This is a genomic window from Mesorhizobium sp. FG116, assembly GCF_057809835.1.
This window is the reverse complement of the sequence record NZ_JBMDKS010000004.1, coordinates 103,373-119,332: the sequence shown is the minus strand read 5'-3', so window position 1 is coordinate 119,332 and position 15,960 is coordinate 103,373. Positions and strand designations below refer to the sequence as shown.

Below are 15,960 nucleotides of genomic sequence, written 5' to 3'. Positions count from 1 at the left end.
GTTCGACCAGATATGGAAAGTGAAAAATGACACGAATCGCTGGAACGGCATTGATAACGGGTGGCGCGCGGCGGATTGGCCGCGCAATTGTCGAGGATCTCGCCGCGAATGGGTTCGCGGTTGCCATTCACAGCAACAGTTCTGCCGATGAAGCTTCCGCTCTTGCAGAACGCATAAGGAAAACGGGCGGCAAGGCATCAGTTGTCGTTGCCGACCTGACCGATATGGTGGCGGTGGCCGAGGTGGTCGAAAAGGCGGAACGTGCATTGGGACCGGTCTCCCTTCTGGTCAACAATGCGTCCTTGTTCGAGGACGATTCGGTACTCGATTTCGATTGGCCGGAATGGGATCGGCATTTCGACATTCACTTGAAGGCGCCGGTACTGTTGGCTCAAAGATTCGCCAAGGCTTTGCCCGAAGCGATGGATGGCTTGGTCGTGAATGTGATCGACCAGCGCGTGTGGCGTCTCTCGCCACGGTATTTTTCTTATACCTTGTCGAAGTCTGCGCTTTGGACCGCAACCCAGACCATGGCACAAGCACTTGCGCCGCGCATTCGTGTCAACGCGATCGGTCCGGGACCAACGCTTAGGAACACGCGGCAGGATGACAGCGATTTCCGCCAGCAGGTCGATGCCTTGCTGCTAAAGCAAAGTCCCGACCTTTCGGAATTCGGGGCAACTATCCGCTACCTTTGGCAGGCGCGCTCGGTGACCGGCCAGATGATCGCACTTGACGGCGGCCAGCATCTTGCGTGGCAGACGCCGGATGTGGCAGGCATCGTAGAATGAGTACAGGCGACAACGGCAAGGCCCGTGGCCGTGCCGCAGTGGACGATCTTCCGGATACCGATCTCGACGATGACGCGGCAGAGGATACTGTCGCGCCTGCCGGCCCGGATGTTGCGTTCACCGCCATAGATTGGACCCCGCATGCCGGCGACGCTGACGGCAAGGTTGGTGCGGAAGTCATCCAGACACTCGTCAAGCGCTTGCCCAATGCACCCGGCGTTTATCGCATGATGAACGCGACTGGCGATGTGTTGTATGTCGGCAAGGCCCGCAGCCTGAAGAAGCGCGTAACCCAATACGCGCAAGGCAGGTTCCACACCAATCGCATCGGGCGGATGGTTCGTGAAACCGCGACGATGGAATTCGTCGTGACGCGAACCGAAATTGAAGCTCTGCTTCTTGAAGCTAATCTTATCAAGAGGTTGCGGCCTCGTTTTAACGTCCTGATGCGGGACGACAAGTCCTTCCCTTACATTTTGATCACGGATGACCACCTGTCACCCGGCATCTACAAGCATCGCGGCGCACGTTCGCGAAAAGGCGACTATTTCGGCCCGTTCGCTTCAGCGCAGGCTGTTGGCCGCACCATCAATTCGCTTCAGCGAGCGTTTCTATTGCGGAGTTGTACGGATTCGTTTTTCGAGAACCGGACACGCCCGTGCCTTCTGTTTCAGATCAAACGCTGCGCAGCACCGTGCACCGGCGAGATTTCGCATGCGGACTACGCAGCCCTTGTGGCGGAGGCGAAAGATTTCCTGTCCGGTCGCAGCCAGAAGGTGAAATCCGAAATCTCGATCGCCATGCAGCACGCGTCCGACGAGCTCGATTTCGAACGGGCGGCCATCTACCGCGATCGGCTTGCAGCGCTGTCGCATGTCCAGAGCCATCAGGGCATAAATCCTCAATCCATCGAGGAAGCGGACGTTTTCGCCATCCATCAGGAGGGCGGCCAGACCTGCATTCAGGTATTCTTCTTCCGCACCGGGCAGAACTGGGGCAACCGCGCCTATTTCCCGAAAGCCGATCCGGCTCTCGATGCCGCTGAAGTGTTGGGATCGTTCCTGGCCCAGTTTTACGATGACAAACCGACACCGCGGAGCATTCTTCTTTCGCACGCTGTCGAAGAGCAGGATCTGCTGACCGAGGCGCTGACCACGCGGGCGGGACGCAAAGTCTCGCTATCCGTTCCGCAGCGGGGCGAGAAGAAGGACCTGACGGACAGCGCTTTGCAAAATGCCCGCGAGGCGCTGGGCAGGCGCTTGGCCGAGACGTCCACGCAGACCCGGCTGCTGGCCGGATTTGCCGAAACATTCGGTTTGGAAAACGCGCCACAGCGCATCGAAATATACGACAACTCCCACATCATGGGCACCAATGCCGTTGGCGCAATGGTCGTCGCGGGGCAGGAAGGCTTCATCAAAAACCAGTATCGCAAGTTCAATATCCGCTCGACCGACATTACGCCGGGAGATGACTTCGGCATGATGCGCGAAGTGATGGAGCGTCGGTTCTCCAGATTGCTGAAGGAGCATGGTGACGAGCAAGGCGAAGCTATTGAAGGGCCGGCCTCGGATGGTTTTCCGGCCTGGCCCGACGTCATCCTGATCGACGGTGGTCAAGGGCAGATGACGGCGGTGCGCAAAATTCTGTCAGACCTTGGTATCGAGGATCGGGTGGTCGCAATCGGCATTGCCAAGGGGCAGGATCGCGAAGCGGGCCGCGAGCGCTTCTTCGTGAAGGACAAAGCTTCTTTCACGCTACCCGTGCGCGATCCGGTTTTGTATTTCATCCAGCGCATGAGAGACGAGGCGCACCGTTTTGCCATCGGCTCGCACCGCGCCCGCCGCAAGAAGGAAATGGTCAAAAATCCGCTGGATGAGATCAGCGGCATCGGGCCGGGACGCAAGCGAGCACTGCTTTTGCATTTCGGCACGGCCAAGGCCGTCAGTCGCGCTGCCGTCGAGGATCTCATGACCGTGGAAGGCATTTCCGAGCGCGTCGCCAAAATTGTATATGACCATTTCCACGAGAACCGCTGATGAATGTCAGATTTGCGCCTCTTTCCTAGGCCAGTCGGCTTTCGACAGTTGACCCCTGACACCGCCTTCTGATTTGAGTAGTCAGACGCAAAACAAGAGTCCGCACACCATGGCCAGACGCGCATTCAACCTGCCCAACATGTTGACATACGCCCGCATCATTGCGGTGCCGCTGGTGGTCCTGTGCTTCTTTCTGGAAGGGCACCTCAAGTCGAGCGATTTCGCGCGGTGGTCTGCGCTGGCAATTTTCCTTGCCGCCAGCATCACCGACTACTTCGATGGGTATCTGGCTCGCGCCTGGCAGCAGACGTCGAACATTGGCCGGATGCTGGACCCGATTGCCGACAAGCTGCTGGTTTCAACCTGCCTGCTGCTGCTTGCTGCAGACACCGATTGGCGCGGCGGCATCGCCGGCTGGTCGCTGTGGGCGGCGATCATCATCCTGTGCCGTGAAATTCTCGTGTCCGGATTGCGCGAATATCTCGCCGCGCTGAAGGTGAGCGTGCCGGTGACCAAGCTTGCCAAGTGGAAAACCGCGATACAGATGGTGTCCATCGCCTTTCTGCTGGTCGGACCTGCCGGCGACAAGATTTTCCCTTACACGACGCAGACCGGCCTTGTACTTTTGTGGATTGCCGCGATCGTCACCCTTTACACCGGGTACGACTACTTCCGCGCGGGCTTGAAGCACATCGTCGACGAGTAGCGCCATGAAGCTCATCTATTTCGCCTGGGTACGCGAACGGATCGGGAAGCCGCAGGAAGACGTGGAACTGCCGGGCGACGTCGAGACGGTTGCAGATCTTCTGCGCTGGCTGCGTTCGCGCGGCGAAGAGTATGAGAACGCATTGCAGTACCCTGATGTGATCCGCGTGGCGATCGATCAGGAACATGTCGATCACCGCGAGAAACTGGGTGCTGCAAGGGAGATTGCGCTCTTTCCTCCAATGACGGGAGGGTAAACAGCGTGCCAGCCTTCAAGCCCGTGGTCCGCATTCAGACGGAAGATTTCGATCTTGCCGATGAAGTTTCAAGGCTGACAGCGGGCCGCACGGATATCGGCGCCGTCGTCACTTTCTCGGGACTGTGCCGCGATGAATCCGGCCGCCTTGCCGCGCTGGAACTTGAGCATTATCCGGGCATGGCCCAGGCCGAAATCACCCGAATTGCAATTGAAGCATCGGAACGCTGGCCCTTGCAGGGACTTGCCGCGATCCATCGCTACGGCAAGATTTCCCCGGGCGAAAACATTGTCCTCGTTGTCGCCGCTTCGACCCATCGGCAGGCCGCTTTCGAGGCAGCCAGCTTCGTGATGGACTTTCTCAAGTCCAAGGCTCCGTTCTGGAAAAAGGAACATCAGGCGGACGGTTCGGAGGGCGGCTGGGTCGATGCCAAGGAGTCCGACGAGGACGCTCTCGCGCGCTGGAAGCGCTGACCGCGAATTCCCGTAACCTGAGAATACCTTGGAACAGCCTTGGTTTCTCCGCATTCGCCCGTTCTTTTGCAGCCGGTCTTTTGGCGGTGCAAACGAGGGCGGGATATGCTGGAAAAGCTGGCTGAACTGATGGTCTTCGGGCTGGTGCCCCTTGTGGTCGGCATGATGGTGACACCGGATCACGCCGTGGCTGCGGACAAGATCCTGAAGGGCGAAATCATGTACCGCGAGCGCATCGCGCTGCCGCCCAATGCGCAGGTTACGGTTCAACTTGCCGATGTCTCGCTGGCAGACGCTCCGGCTGCGGTCATCGGTGAGCAGACGATTTCGCCGGCCGGTCAGGTTCCGATCAAGTTTGAAATCAAGTTCGACCCGTCGGTAATTCAACCCAACATGACCTATGCGTTGCAGGCGCGCATCTCGGTCGACAACCAGCTCTGGTTCATTACGGATACCCGTCACCAGGTCGATCCGCTTTCAGATGCTTCGCAGACCATCATGGTTCGCAAAGTATCCGGCGATGGCGGTGCCGTCTCGGAAGCGATGTTCGGCAAGGACTGGAAGGTGGATTTCATTGATGGCATCGACATGTTGCCGGAGCCTCGCGCCACCTTTCGTGTCGAAGAAAACGGTCGGATTGGTGGAAAGGGGCCTTGCAACGGCTACTTCGCCAACGCGAAGATCGATGGTTCCAAGATGACGATAGGACAAGCAGGCGCGACGATGATGGCCTGTGCACCCGATCTCATGAAAGCCGAACAGGGTCTGTTCCAGGCCTTCGCCAAGGTTGCGTCGTATGAGCTGGTAGACGGCACGCTGACGATGACCGACAAGGACGGTAAAGACGTCTTACGGTTCGTTCCTGCAAACTGAGTTCAAGTTCGATCGAAAGAGCTTGATATGAACGGGACGGCTCGCTCAATCCGAAATTTCGGTTTGCGGGCGGTCCCGGCCATCTGCCAGCTCGTCGTGCCATTTTCCCTCGGCATCCTCATACTGGATGCCATCTGACGACCCGGCGACCTGTTGCTCGGCGGAGGCGATTTCCGCTGCACGAAGAGCATCTTCGTGGGTAGGAAAAGTTTCCGAGTAAGTTTCGCCCACCTTGTATGCCCAACCCCCGTCGTGCTCGACGATTTTGTAAATAAGCTTCGCCATTTCGGTCCTCCGGACTGGATGAAAAGTCTCCATTCGTGTGGTGCCAAACGCAAAGCGGGGCCGTTGGTTGCAACGGTAACCCAAGTGGAATCCGTATGGAAAACGGATACCGGTTCAGTCGGACGCCTTCATCCAATGTTGCATCGTTGTCACCGAGCGGGCCAACTGCGGTGCCGGATGGATTTCTTCGCCGAAAGTGGCGGCGGCACGCCAGCCCCAGCGTGGGTCAGCAAGGAACGCGCGCGCCAGTGCGACCATGTCGGCGCGGCCTTCGGCAATGATCGTATTGGCGAATTGAGGATCGGCAATCAGGCCCACCGCGCGCGTCGGAATATCGGCGCCCTTGCGGATCGCATCAGCAAGATGCACCTGGTAACCGGCTCCGGCAGGCAACTTCTGCAGTGGCGAGTTGCCACCGCTGGAGCAACAGATATACGCGACGCCTTGTGCCTTGAGCGCCTTGGCAACCTCGATGGCCTCCTCGACATCGAAACCGCCATCCACCCATTCCTTGACCGACAGCCGGGCTCCAAGCATGAGGGTAGGGGCGGCCTTGCGCACAGCCTTTGCAACTTCCACGGCAAAGCGCATGCGGTTCTCGAGCGAACCACCCCAGCGGTCCTTGCGCTGGTTGGAAAGCGGAGAAAGGAACTGGAAGATCAGGTACCCGTGCGCGCCGTGCAGTTCGATGAAGTCGAAACCAGCTCGTTCGGCACGCTTTGCCGCATCGGCAAAGTGCTGGATCGTCTCAAGTACTTCATCGTCCGTAAGCGCGTGCGGCGTTTGCCAGCCGCTGTCGTAGGGGATGGCCGAGGCGGAGACGACCTGCCAAGGATCTTCACGCGGTTGCAGCGGGCCACCGCCTTCCCACGGACGTCGGTTGGATGCCTTGCGGCCTGCATGGGCGAGCTGGGTGCCGAATTTGGTGCCAGGCATTGCAACGCGCTTGGCTGCATCGAGCGCGCGCTTGGCGGCCGCCTCGTTGGCTTCCGAATAAAGGCCGAGGCAGCCATGGCTGATGCGCCCGCGCCGCTCGACATCTGTCATCTCCACGGTAACCATCCCGGCACCCGACATGGCAAGGTTCATCCAGTGATGGAGATGCCAGTCACTCGCCGACCCGTCGTCGGCCGAATACTGGCACATCGGCGCAACCGCGATGCGGTTGGGGAAAGTCAGATCGCCAAGCGTGATCGGCTGGAAAAGCGGCGTCGTCATCAAAAATCTCCGGAATGCGAAGTTTGCTAAGTCGAGGCGCAATGTAGTGGGCGAGAAAGTTGGCTGCCACCAATGGCCTGCTAAAACTGTTGGGCCACCCGGCGTGAATTTCCGGGTCGATGAGGCAACAACATGGGCTTGACGCCCGAAGCCTCACGATTGAAAAGGGCCGACAAGCGGACGTGGCGGAACTGGTAGACGCAAGGGACTTAAAATCCCTCGATCCATGATCGTACGGGTTCGATCCCCGTCGTCCGCACCATATTGATAATAATGAATAAAAATTATTCTCGATCTGCTGAGAGTGACCTTCCAATCGGTGGTCAGGGTATCCATGAGGGTATCCGCGAAGGGTTACTCGCGCTGTGGGCCTTGGGTTAGCCGCACGAAGAATGATGACAAATGATGCATCGAGGCTCAACGGTAGGGCAGGGTAAACTGCCTGGATATCACGATGCATTAAATGCGCCTGTAGATCGGCGGGTGCACGTCATGACAACGCAAAATTTAGGCGCATATGCGGCCATGTGAAACCAGACGTCAATCAGTTGCGACGCAGGTGAAGATGACCATATCGACAAGCCAGCGCCCGCCGTCGAGTTCGCGGATGAGGACGGAATTGCTTTCGTCCTTAGTCGAGACGGCCAGACTGTAGGGAAGGTCGGTGGTGCTGGTGGAGCGGAACACGTAATCGGTGGCCAAGCCGCCTTGGTCGACGAGCGTGAAATCTCCCTTCTGCGCCGCCTCGTCCTGATGAAACGTCAGCTTGGCCGCCGGGACGAACTCGGTGGCTTCCCCAACAAAGGCGTTGCAGGCCGCCGCCCCGCAAACGAACAACGCATAGAATGCCGCTGCAAGTTTCAACATAACCTTCCCCCGTGATGATGCAGATACGCCGGCGAAGTGCCCGAAGTACCAGTGGAGAGTTTGATACCCAATTTCCTCCGCCATAGGCATGGCCCCGTCGCTCGATCAAAAAAGCCGACTGTAGTTACATCTCAGCCTGATCGCTCTAATCCATCTCGGTGGGGGCAGACAAAACGCGTTCCGGCAATTGCCCGTTCAAGAGCTTTACTACTGTCCTTGCTGTTTCGATTTCTGTGCGCATGAAATGCTCAGAATGAAAGAAATCGCGGCCATCGGACATCTCGTACCAGTCGAGGGCAACTGTACCCGTCCCATCGCCGTGCACCCAGACCGAGTAGCAGGCGCGTTCAAACGTTCCCGCGCGTGGCGTTCCAGTAACGGGCAAGGTCTGCTGGCAACGAACCTCATCTAAGGCTTTATCGAAGGCAATGTCGAAAGTGTCCCGTGGGCGGCCATCTGCGAGGTCGAGCACCTTCTTGGGCTGCTGTTTGGCCTGTTGCCGACGTCCCGCCCGCGCCGCCAGCCGGTGCAGGTGTGCTGATTTCTCCAACGCCACCTTGCGGTTCGGGTTGGCTTCAATCTTGGCCTGCCTCTCGCGCGCACGGGCCGTCTCCAAGTGCTGCTCTGGGGTATACTTCATCGGACTCTACCATCATCGATGAATGGAACGATCGGCGTCATCCTGATCAATCCTGATTGCTAGGTCCTATCGTGTCGCAATGAGGTATTGCCAAGTGCGCTCAAGCGCATCATCAACTCCTGCCATGCCGCCGGCATCGCGACAACATCCTTTACTGATATGTTGGGCATCGCAGCAATAGGAGAACTGTTGTCACGATTGGTCACGCAGGGGCGGAAAGAAGACGACCCAATCGCTACGACACAGTATGAAGGGATCAGGCTGGCTGGGGTCGATACCAAGGGGAAAGCCCGATCCTTGGGCGCACGCTGGCTGGCGATGGGGTGTTCTATGGAGGACCCGAGGCGCAGCTTGTAGCGATCGTGCCGATCCCGCTAAACAAAGGCGCAGTGGATTGTTCCATTTCAAGGCATGAACACAGTGTCAACGTGCACATAGACCGCCGCGTGCATATATCTAGCGAAAAGAAGGATGCGCGCCATGAACAATCAAACAAAGCCTGCCGTTTTCACCGTCGCCTCTGTTATCGTTGCAGCGCTGATTGCTATTGCTTTGACCGTCGGCGTGTTCGAAATGCTTCTGTTTGCCGCCTTCGCAGCGTTTGTCGCTGTCATGGCAACGATGGTCGCGGTCTCGCTCGACGTGCGCTATCCGGAAGAATATCAGCCGGTTCGTGCGTCACGTCGCGAATACCGGGACAGACAGTAGTGCGGGTCGCCATCTTCATCAGTTCGTCGTCGTTCGACTGCTTCGCGTAGGGCGCGAGCATAGCGGCTTCTTGTTGCTATTGCGCTGGGTGGTGCTAGTCTGGGCTGGTTGCTATGTGCGACAGCGTGAGGCTCAGCCCGTTTATGTCTAAGCTTGCAAACTTCGCAAGGTCGGGCCTCACCGATCCCCCAAAACTCCCCCGCTTCGGCGGGTTTTTTTTAGTCATCAGACCAACCGGCAGGACGCTGTACCGCACAGATCGCCAATGTTGCGCTTGAGAACGCGACGATTTGATCCGCTTGCCTGTCCAACACTGCTTGTGGTTCCATCCGCCCCAGTTCCTAACTCGTTTCCTGAGGCTATCCATGTATACACATATCCTGATACCGACTGACGGCTCGGAATTCGCGCAGGCCGGCGTCGATCACGGTCTATCGTTGGCAAAACTAATTGGGAGCAAGGTTACGATCGTTACGGCCACCGAACCATTTCCAACGCCTACCGGCACCGCTGCCTGGGTAGTAACGCCCAGCGAAATCAAACATTACGAAGCGGACTGCAAGAAAGCCGCCGAGGATATGCTCGCGTCTATTAAAGCGACTGCGGAACGGATGGGGGTCGTCGCTGACACGGTCCATGTGCCTGACGCTAGGGGTGCGGCTGCCATACTGGCAACGGCGCAGGAAGCCGGGTGCAATCTTATTGTAATGGCTTCTCATGGCCGGCGAGGTGTAAAACGGCTGCTCCTTGGAAGTCAGGCTGCAGAGGTGGTGGTTAACAGCCCCGTGCCAGTACTGATCGTTAAATGATTGCCGACCCATCCGAACTCCAAGCCATCGCCGCAACAAAGCCGACGGCAATTGCACAGGCGAGCAAGGGCATTGCCTCACGCCTCGATAGCGGCAATCTTGTCGCCGGCACTCCCAGCGTAGCCGCCGCTTGCGGTGTGTGTTTTCTGTTACAGCACAAAATGAGAGTTTCCGTTACGGTATATGCTCAAAATTGACTAAGGGGGTTTTCATGCGGATTGCAATTGCGCTCGCAATTATTCTTGGGGCATCGAGCACGGCACTGGCAGCCGATCCCGCAGCGGAACTTCCGGTTGCTTCGACCTATAACTGGTCAGGTGCCTATGCCGGCCTTCATGCCGGCCATTCGTGGGGTGACGGCGATGGCGTCTACACGGTAGGCGGTGTTCGCATCGAAACGGCCAACCTGAATGCAGACGGCTTCATGCTTGGTGGCCAAGTCGGGTACAATTGGCAGTTCGGTTCCGTTGTCGCCGGTATCGAAGGCGACCTCGCCTTTTCCAATGCAGATGGAAACGACGATATTTTCAGTTTCCCCGGTGGTGTCGTGCCTGTCGCAACCACCCATGCCGAGATGGACTATCTTGGCAGCATCACCGGCCGTTTGGGTTATGCCGTTGACCGCGCTTTGTTCTATGCCAAGGGCGGCGTTGGCTTCACGCGCCTGGAAATCACGGATATCTCCCTTGGTGGCTTCAACAACGCAAGCGGCAAGGAGTCGGTGGCAGGCTGGACCCTTGGCGCGGGCGTCGAATACGCGCTCAATGACAACTGGACCGTCAAGGGCGAGTATCAGTTCTATCGGTTCTCCCCGAAGCTGACATTGCTGAACCCCGGTGGTACCGAGTTCAGAACGTATGATGACAATTTCGATGTCCATGCGATCAAGATTGGCTTCAACTACAAGTTCTAATCTGCTTCACAGATGAGATGCAAAGCCCCGCTCCGGCGGGGCTTTATTTTTGTGCGAGGCCTATGCCGCTCAGGATGGCAAGGCGAACAGTGTTTTGCTCTGAGGCAGAAGCAAGAGTTGCTGGTTGGCGCAAATCAAGGCAATAATCCTGCGTTCCGGCGCGCAATAACTCGCCCCATAGACACCTTAGCGACTATTGGTTCTGCCAACAGCATTGCCACCTACCTCGTAGTGGGGCTCTCGCCTGTCAGCCGAGGAGTGTCGAATTCTTTCAGGGTCGCCGTTCTGCGCTATTTGAGCGCGAATTCCGGCACCAAGCCGGCTCCCGCTGTTTCGTCCGGGCCTCGTTGTCACCGACCATCTGTGAATAGCATCAACTAAATGCCAGGACGCCGGCCCTACGTGCAGCTACTATGAGAGCACGACGAGCCTCATGAGGTTTTCGCAGACCGTCAAGCGCATCCCGGCAGGCCCGATATGCCGAACGGTATGTACGTCCTCTAGCCCGTTGGGGCCATGCGCCCTGCAATACTTCTATGGCTTCCCATGCGCTCGCGATCATGCGGACGCCAGTCGTCTTGAATTTCAGTCGAACTGGGTCATGAAAAACGGCATCATTCAACACTTCCTCCCGCCTTTTAGGTGTCATCTGAGCAAGCAAGCTGGCACGACAGCACCTCTCTTCCGATGTGGGCCTCCCGTATACAGGTTTCAAGAATAGCTAAAGCAACCTCCCATGCGGCTACCATCGACGGGCGTTCTTTGCAGATGCCTTGGGCATTGGAGCAATTGGAGGCATTATTTTCATTCACAGGCCTACGTCCGCGCAATGGCGGGAGGTAGCATTCAATCGTGAGAAATGACAACTTTTGACAGTATTTGACATCCAGCCGCTAATGCGACGTCAGGCGAGTCGGTGAGGATGATAGCGAAAATGCGACTTGCCGCTTGGAAGCGCTGCGGAGGGAACTGAAAGTCACAAATGATCATCCATCCAGTCACGACACGCCAGGTAAAGGCAGCAAGGGCCTTGCTTCGGTGGTCCCAGGAAACATTGGCCGTCCGCGCAGGAATTTCGCCAACCACTTTGAAACGGCTTGAAGGGCCCGATGGCGAACTTGGAGGAACCTCCCCGATCAAAACGAAGATCGTCGGTGCGCTTGCGGCAGCAGGGATTGAATTCATAGGTGAGCGGGGCGTTGCGCTGTGGAAGGACTAGTCCGTCAGAACCAATGGCGTACGCTGTGTAAGAAGTGTAATGTCCAGTGCCGCTAATGCCCTCTAGCGGCCACTCGGCCGCGACACCCGCCACCATCCCTAACAGCGGCCGGGTCGCAATAGTCGATGCAGCGGTCCCCGACCGGCATTGATAGCGGACCTATTCGGGGTTAATGCACTTGAGCGGTCAAGGCACTTTGGCCGTTCGGCCGACGCGGATAGTTCACCAGACTATTGCACCCGCGCCGGCCAACCTTGTCCAACCTGACAATGATCGCGACCTATCACGGAAAAATTTCTTGGCAGCGATGCTAAGGAGTCTGGAAGCTTGTGCCTGGCTGCCATGTGTGCTTTTCCGGATAACCGACTGAGGCAGTCCATCAGTTATGGCGCTGATTGGTCAACAGCCAGTATGGTCAGCGTGCGGTTGCGACCATCATTGGTAGTCCATCGGATTGACTGTCCAACACCAAGCCCCAGCAGCGCTGTGCCAATTGGCGTAAGGATTGATATTTTGTTCTGTGCAATGTCTGCATCCGCGGGATAAACGAGTGTCACCCGCCGCTGGTGACCGTCGTCGGATCCATATTCGACCGTCGCTCCCATCTGCACTGTGTTCGACGGAGCAGACCCTTCGACACGCGCCCTCTCAAGTTCGCTGAGGAGTTCATCGGCCAGTTCCGGTAGGCGCTCTATCAATCCATTTGCGAGCTGGGACAATTTCTCATGATCTGCTCGTGTGATGGTTATCGTCGGCTTCTTCATTTTTGATCGCCAGGCTTCCTGTTCTTGCCCTCAGACTAGCCCGAGTGCCCTTTTCGAAGCGTCAGTTTTCCAGTTTCGATGCGCTCAAGAACGTCGCAAACCGTTTCGGCCCGTGTCTTTTCCAAGCCGACCAAGGGCCTGTCCCCGATGGCCGCAGGTTCGTCTCTACGGTTGTCCCAAACCATCCAGAGCCCATCTGGCTGGGTCATACAAACAAAACTAGGCATGACTGCCCCCCTTCGCCACAAGAAACCATCTATCGCCGCTCCCGGCAAGGCAACTTTCAACAATGTTGTTAGACAACCGCCCATTGCCGATGCCTTGGGCATCGGAGTAATACAGAGCCACGTTACAATCGTGCAGCCACATAGCGGCGATACTGGCGGAATAATACTCCTGAGAGATGATACTTTTTGATATGTTCGGAGATGTACGAACCTTGGCTCGTGAGGACATCATGAGCGAGATTGCGCTCGTGCCCGAAATCGGGACTTTACTCCACGATTTTCCAGTACGAGTCCTTGCGGATCACTTTGCCGCTTCGAAACGTGTAAAAGTCGCAGCCTCGCACTTCCATTCTCGTTCCCTCGCGGTTAGTGCCTGTGAGGGTCCATTTCGAGATGCCTGTTTCGATCGACGAGTCTACAAAATGCTCGGCATTGCCGTAGTGGACATCAGGCAAGCCTTCAAAGCGCGTCGACAACGCTTCTCGCACATTTCGTTTGCCTTCGAAACGAGCCCCCCATGGCTTGCTTCCCCTCGGCATCTCAAGGACGCAATCATCGGAAAAGAACTCCATGATGCGATCAAGATCGTGTGCGTTAAAGGCCTCGCAAAGTTCCGTCAGTGTCGATCGAATGTCCATTCGTCCGTCTCCTACGGGTCGGCTTTCCATGCGCGCTCAATGCCTGAAATAGGGTCATCGGCGACTGGTCGAGTCAAGGCCTTACCCTTGGAGAGCAAGCGCTTCGCCGATGCCTTGGGCATCGGAGCAATTTGGAGCCATCTTGATGATCGTGCGGCCGCATGACCCACGGCGCGTGCGGGATAGTTGGCCCGACGAAATGATGATTTTTGTTGACATTTGGTGTTGCAGCCGAAATTGAACTCCGGCGGATAAGCGTCCCAGGAATGGCTCGGTCGGCGCAAAAAACAGCCCCGGCGAAAGGCTTGACCGGGGCTGAAGCGTCGTCTTGCACTGCTTCGGGTGGAAACCCGCAGCACGTCAAGGTTATCGTCAAATGATGAAGGGCACGTTGCGCTAGGACAAATACAGCCACACTCCGGAGCTACACCATCTACCGGGTCGGAGACCTGCCCAAGCAGATGAACTGATGAACTAGCCAAGCCAGGGGTAGAACCGGAGATAGTATGACCTGCCATGCCCAATGCGGCAGGCAGGCGGCGGTGTGGCAGTCGCCACCGCCTTGCCCGATATCAGTTACCGCCGAATGTTGGCACGTCTCACAGCGGCATCAACTGCAACTGCTACGGTCATCTTCCCGCCCCAATCAAACCAATCTCGCCTAAAAGAGCGGCCTCCGGACGGCTTTTGGTTGCGCTCCTCCAAAATGCGGCGCATTATTTATCTGCATGCTTCCCCCCGGAACAATGCAAGTCCCTGCTGAAATTTTATGTCTAAGCCGCAGCAGAGCCTTCCCCTTACCCAAGTCCTTTTGGCCCGCTTCGGCGGGCTTTTTCTTTGCGCTTGCGCAAGCTGAAATTCGCAGGCATGCGCCAAGATATGCGTAAGCACCGATGTCCCTCTATTAGGTGCTTGCTGCTCCATTGCCCCGGTTCAGCCGGGGCATTTTTTCACCGGCCCATCGTTTCCATCCTTCAACCAATTGCCCTGAATGCGGCTTTGGACGCGATGCCGACGAAATAATATTCCTGAGAAATGAGTACTTTTTGAGGAGTTTCGGCACAGGGTCGCAATCGAGTGTCCGCCAGGTAAACGCGCCAAAAAAGGCGCGCCAATGCCGCCGGTAAAAAAATTCCGTTAGCGGCTTGCTACCTCCCACACACCTCTCGCAACATGACCTCAGCCTGCGCGAGCACGGTTTGCACCGCCTCCTGCTCCAGATCGGGCGGATAGCCTTATTTCTTCAGGATGCGCTTGACCAGAACGCGCATGCGCGCGCGGGCCGACGCTTTGTGCTGCCAGTCAATGGTTGCCGATCCGCGCATCTGCTCGACCAGTTCATGGGCGATGATGCGCAACTGTTCGCTGCCCATCGCTTCAATCGCGCTGTCGTTTTCTGAAAGCGCGTCATAGAAGGCCAGTTCCTCCGGCGACAGTCCCTGCTCCTCACCGCGTGCGGCGGACGCTTTGATATCCTTCGCAAGCGCGATCAGCTCCTGGATCATCTCGACGGTCGAGATCGCATTGGCATGGTAGCGGGCGACAGCCTCTTCGAGTCGGCGCGAGAATGTTTTGGTTTCAACCACGTTGGATCGCGACCGGCTTTTGATCTCGCCATTGAGCAGCTTCTTCAACGCCTCTAGCGCAAGGTTCTTCTTTTCCAGCTGCCGGATTTCGGCAAGGAACTCGTCCGACAGGATCGATAGGTCTGGCGACTGGATGCCAGCTGCCTTCAGGATGTCGACGATCTCGGCATTGGCTACAGCCTGGTTCAGGAGTTGCTCCACCGCTAGCGACTTCGCCCGATCCGACATCTTGCCGGTGGCCGTGGTCTTGACCAGCGCCGCCCGCACCGCCTGGAAGAAGCCGACCTCATCGCGGATCGTGCGGGCGGCGTCGCTAGCCGAGGCAAGTGCATAGGCTTTGCCCAGTTCCAGTACCGCATCCTGATAGCGTCGGTGCGCCTTCTTCTTGTCGTCCGGTTTTTCGACCTTGGCGGCTTCCTGTTCCTGCCATTGCAATATCCAGTCGATGGCATCCGCCAGGGCTGCCAGGCGTTGCTGTGGCTGGCCGGTGATGCCGAGGCCGTAGTCGTGGCCGTGGAACATGCCGCGCACGATCTCGTATTTCTCCATCAGAACCGCGACGGCTTCTTCCTCGTCGATGCCGGTCTTGTCGCGGTCGGACTTGGTGTAGTCACCAAGCGCCTTCTTCAGGTTTTGGGCGATGCCGATGTAATCGACGATCAGGCCACCCGGCTTGTCCCGGAACACCCGGTTGACACGGGCAATCGCCTGCATCAGCCCATGGCCGCGCATCGGCTTGTCGATATACATCGTGTGCATGCAGGGCGCATCGAAGCCGGTCAGCCACATGTCGCGCACGATCACCAGCTTGAGCGGATCGGATGCCGATCCTGTCATGACGATCTTGATCGCACCTTTGTCGTCATCGTCGGAATGCCAGTCCGGCCTCAGCTTGATGATCTGATCATAGAGGTCGACACAGATGCGACGGCTCATGCACACCGCCAT

At 57.4% G+C, this 15,960-nt stretch carries 18 protein-coding genes and 1 tRNA gene; 11 read left to right on the top strand and 8 right to left on the bottom strand.

Features of this window, described 5'->3' with window-relative positions; all coding sequences use genetic code 11:
• The first annotated feature begins 26 nt into the window (after nucleotides 1–26).
• From ACODTY_RS05495 to ACODTY_RS05470, 6 genes are all read left to right on the top strand, one after another.
• Nucleotides 27–791: an SDR family oxidoreductase gene (locus ACODTY_RS05495; RefSeq protein ID WP_488993276.1), complete on the top strand. Its 765-nt coding sequence runs from the start codon at nucleotides 27–29 to the stop codon at nucleotides 789–791.
• Nucleotides 788–2,830, top strand: a complete 2,043-nt coding sequence (gene uvrC / locus ACODTY_RS05490; RefSeq protein ID WP_488993275.1) for an excinuclease ABC subunit UvrC — start codon at nucleotides 788–790, stop codon at nucleotides 2,828–2,830. Before ACODTY_RS05495 ends, uvrC begins: the two co-directional genes overlap by 4 nt.
• A 109-nt stretch (nucleotides 2,831–2,939) precedes the next feature.
• Nucleotides 2,940–3,536 carry a CDP-diacylglycerol--glycerol-3-phosphate 3-phosphatidyltransferase gene (pgsA, locus tag ACODTY_RS05485; protein WP_488993274.1) on the top strand — a complete coding sequence of 199 codons (597 nt, stop codon included), beginning with the start codon at nucleotides 2,940–2,942 and terminating at the stop codon, nucleotides 3,534–3,536.
• 4 nt (nucleotides 3,537–3,540) lie between these two features.
• The gene (gene moaD, locus ACODTY_RS05480) at nucleotides 3,541–3,792 is read left to right on the top strand and encodes a molybdopterin converting factor subunit 1 (RefSeq protein ID WP_488993273.1); all 252 of its coding nucleotides are present in this window, start codon (nucleotides 3,541–3,543) and stop codon (nucleotides 3,790–3,792) included.
• Between the two features lie 5 nt (nucleotides 3,793–3,797).
• Nucleotides 3,798–4,265, top strand: coding sequence for a molybdenum cofactor biosynthesis protein MoaE (locus ACODTY_RS05475; protein ID WP_488993272.1), 468 nt, complete (start codon nucleotides 3,798–3,800; stop codon nucleotides 4,263–4,265).
• Nucleotides 4,266–4,370: 105 nt separating this feature from the next.
• A complete protein-coding gene (locus tag ACODTY_RS05470) occupies nucleotides 4,371–5,138 on the top strand; it encodes a YbaY family lipoprotein (RefSeq protein WP_488993271.1) in 768 nt (255 codons plus the stop codon).
• A gap of 45 nt (nucleotides 5,139–5,183) precedes the next feature.
• On the opposite strand, the gene ACODTY_RS05465 is transcribed toward ACODTY_RS05470, so the two are convergent.
• Nucleotides 5,184–5,423 (bottom strand): DUF2188 domain-containing protein, encoded by a 240-nt coding sequence (locus ACODTY_RS05465; RefSeq protein WP_488993270.1) that lies wholly within the window; start codon nucleotides 5,421–5,423, stop codon nucleotides 5,184–5,186.
• Nucleotides 5,424–5,537: 114 nt separating this feature from the next.
• Nucleotides 5,538–6,641 (bottom strand): NADH:flavin oxidoreductase/NADH oxidase, encoded by a 1,104-nt coding sequence (locus ACODTY_RS05460; RefSeq protein WP_488993269.1) that lies wholly within the window; start codon nucleotides 6,639–6,641, stop codon nucleotides 5,538–5,540.
• Nucleotides 6,642–6,817: 176 nt separating this feature from the next.
• Between ACODTY_RS05460 and ACODTY_RS05455 the strand changes: the two genes are divergently transcribed.
• Nucleotides 6,818–6,903 (top strand) — tRNA-Leu (locus ACODTY_RS05455).
• A 278-nt stretch (nucleotides 6,904–7,181) separates the two neighbouring features.
• Here ACODTY_RS05455 and ACODTY_RS05450 read toward each other — a convergent pair.
• Nucleotides 7,182–7,592: a hypothetical protein gene (locus tag ACODTY_RS05450; protein WP_488993268.1), complete on the bottom strand. Its 411-nt coding sequence runs from the start codon at nucleotides 7,590–7,592 to the stop codon at nucleotides 7,182–7,184.
• 61 nt (nucleotides 7,593–7,653) lie between these two features.
• Nucleotides 7,654–8,148: a hypothetical protein gene (locus ACODTY_RS05445; protein WP_488993267.1), complete on the bottom strand. Its 495-nt coding sequence runs from the start codon at nucleotides 8,146–8,148 to the stop codon at nucleotides 7,654–7,656.
• A gap of 480 nt (nucleotides 8,149–8,628) precedes the next feature.
• Here ACODTY_RS05445 and ACODTY_RS05440 point away from each other — a divergent pair, with 480 nt between their 5' ends.
• From ACODTY_RS05440 to ACODTY_RS05430, 3 genes are all read left to right on the top strand, one after another.
• The gene (locus ACODTY_RS05440; protein ID WP_488993266.1) at nucleotides 8,629–8,856 is read left to right on the top strand and encodes a hypothetical protein; all 228 of its coding nucleotides are present in this window, start codon (nucleotides 8,629–8,631) and stop codon (nucleotides 8,854–8,856) included.
• A 365-nt stretch (nucleotides 8,857–9,221) separates the two neighbouring features.
• Nucleotides 9,222–9,665 carry a universal stress protein gene (locus ACODTY_RS05435; RefSeq protein WP_488993265.1) on the top strand — a complete coding sequence of 148 codons (444 nt, stop codon included), beginning with the start codon at nucleotides 9,222–9,224 and terminating at the stop codon, nucleotides 9,663–9,665.
• A gap of 211 nt (nucleotides 9,666–9,876) precedes the next feature.
• The gene (locus ACODTY_RS05430; protein WP_488993264.1) at nucleotides 9,877–10,578 is read left to right on the top strand and encodes an outer membrane protein; all 702 of its coding nucleotides are present in this window, start codon (nucleotides 9,877–9,879) and stop codon (nucleotides 10,576–10,578) included.
• Between the two features lie 373 nt (nucleotides 10,579–10,951).
• Here ACODTY_RS05430 and ACODTY_RS05425 read toward each other — a convergent pair whose 3' ends face one another.
• Nucleotides 10,952–11,227, bottom strand: coding sequence for a DUF982 domain-containing protein (locus tag ACODTY_RS05425; RefSeq protein WP_488993382.1), 276 nt, complete (start codon nucleotides 11,225–11,227; stop codon nucleotides 10,952–10,954).
• Between the two features lie 333 nt (nucleotides 11,228–11,560).
• Here ACODTY_RS05425 and ACODTY_RS05420 point away from each other — a divergent pair, with 333 nt between their 5' ends.
• On the top strand, nucleotides 11,561–11,797 hold the full coding sequence (locus ACODTY_RS05420) for a helix-turn-helix domain-containing protein (RefSeq protein ID WP_488993263.1): 237 nt from the start codon (nucleotides 11,561–11,563) through the stop codon (nucleotides 11,795–11,797).
• Nucleotides 11,798–12,180: 383 nt separating this feature from the next.
• On the opposite strand, the gene rnk is transcribed toward ACODTY_RS05420, so the two are convergent.
• From rnk to ACODTY_RS05405, 3 genes are all read right to left on the bottom strand, one after another.
• Complete coding sequence (gene rnk / locus ACODTY_RS05415) at nucleotides 12,181–12,561, bottom strand: nucleoside diphosphate kinase regulator (RefSeq protein ID WP_488993262.1); 381 nt, start codon at nucleotides 12,559–12,561, stop codon at nucleotides 12,181–12,183.
• A gap of 493 nt (nucleotides 12,562–13,054) precedes the next feature.
• Nucleotides 13,055–13,426 (bottom strand): nuclear transport factor 2 family protein, encoded by a 372-nt coding sequence (locus tag ACODTY_RS05410; RefSeq protein WP_488993261.1) that lies wholly within the window; start codon nucleotides 13,424–13,426, stop codon nucleotides 13,055–13,057.
• Between the two features lie 1,235 nt (nucleotides 13,427–14,661).
• Nucleotides 14,662–15,948, bottom strand: a complete 1,287-nt coding sequence (locus tag ACODTY_RS05405; protein ID WP_488993260.1) for a DUF3387 domain-containing protein — start codon at nucleotides 15,946–15,948, stop codon at nucleotides 14,662–14,664.
• Nucleotides 15,949–15,960: the final 12 nt, after the last annotated feature.